Origin of the sequence: Moorena sp. SIO4A1 (assembly GCF_010672065.1) — a bacterium.
Classification (GTDB): domain Bacteria; phylum Cyanobacteriota; class Cyanobacteriia; order Cyanobacteriales; family Coleofasciculaceae; genus Moorena.
On the sequence record NZ_JAAHHX010000785.1, the window covers coordinates 1 to 1,337 of the forward strand.

Below are 1,337 nucleotides of genomic sequence, written 5' to 3' on the forward strand. Positions count from 1 at the left end.
GTTGATTTCACTGAAAGTGGTTCTCAGGGTTTCATGGCGAGCGATGATTTGGTTGAGACTTTTTTGTAGGGCTACATAGTCGAGTTTTCCTACTAGATTTAGGGTTAATGGCATATTGTAGGCGTTGCTACTCAAGGCCATTTTTTCTATAAACCATAGCCTTTGTTGTGCAAAGGATAACGGTATCGTTTGTTCCCTAGAAATCGGTTGAATCGAACTACCTGCATCAGATTGCGTATTTTTATGAGCTTTCCTCAGCAACTTGAGGATATCTGCTTTGCGCTCAACTAGACTCTGTTTCAGCTCTGGTGTTATTACTTTCTTCGGAGAACGATAACGGAGTTGCTCTCCATCTATCCAAAGTTTTACACCTAAATTTTGCAGGTAAGAGACAAACTCAACTGTTTTCATAATGCTTCCTCCTCATAGTCTTCATCTGTTTCATAAATAAATGTGTTTTCCTTTTGAGCTAGCTGACGCAGCACTTCAATATTTTTGGTGATACCAGCAACAGTGGGATACTCAAATAAATCTTGTAAAGTAAGTTCCTTCCCAAAAGCCTGACGCAAGCGAGAAATCACCTGAGTAGCCAAAAGTGAATTCCCCCCCAACTCAAAGAAATTATCATAGATACCCACCTGGGATACCTCTAACAAATCCTGCCAGATTTGAGCAATTTGCTGCTCCGTCTCATTCCTAGGTTTCACCCTTTCTTGAGTTGAACGACCCAAATTACTCTCTCGAAGTAAACCTATGTCAATTTCCCCAGTCTCAGTCAAAGGCATTTCAGCCAACTCCACCACAGCACAACTACTAGGTTTACCTACCGCATCCTGTAGCTGACTCTCCAGAACACTCACATTGGGTTTACCTTTACCATTAGTAGTAAAGTAAGCTGTTAATTGTTGCAGATTATCCGAAGTAGAAGTCAACCTTCTGATATTAAGATTACTACCATCCAAACCCACCATTAAGTAGGGTTGGTCATGGCATAAACCAGCTAACAGTGAAGACATACCTTGAGATAATCCCACTGCTAGATAACCCTTAGCTTGAGTTAACTGCTTCATCTGATAACCCCGACTCATCCCCATTTCATCCCACATACTCCAAGCTAAACAATAGCTCTGTAACTGACTGTGATCGCGTTGTGACTAGATTACCCGGTCGAGCCGGGTAATGACGGATACTTCTGTTTCGCTCGATCCACCAGGGCCTGTTGACGTTCACCAGACCGCACCGGCGCGAGACGGATTTTGCAGATGAATAGGAGTAACGAACGTGGCGAATTGGCCAATCGGAAGTGAGTTGGGACGCATTCAGGTGCAAAATCCGCC

The 1,337-nt window shown here is 43.3% G+C and carries 3 protein-coding genes; all 3 read right to left on the reverse strand.

Going from position 1 to position 1,337, the window contains the following annotated elements:
* A partial coding sequence (locus F6K53_RS42870) for a condensation domain-containing protein (protein ID WP_293086704.1) occupies window positions 1-411 on the reverse strand: 411 nt, incomplete at its 3' end.
* A complete protein-coding gene (locus tag F6K53_RS42875; RefSeq protein ID WP_293086707.1) occupies window positions 408-1,106 on the reverse strand; it encodes a phosphopantetheine-binding protein in 699 nt (232 codons plus the stop codon). The genes F6K53_RS42875 and F6K53_RS42870, both read right to left, overlap by 4 nt.
* Window positions 1,096-1,337 (reverse strand): hypothetical protein (locus F6K53_RS42880; protein ID WP_293086710.1); only part of this gene is annotated, 242 nt, incomplete at its 5' end. The genes F6K53_RS42880 and F6K53_RS42875, both read right to left, overlap by 11 nt.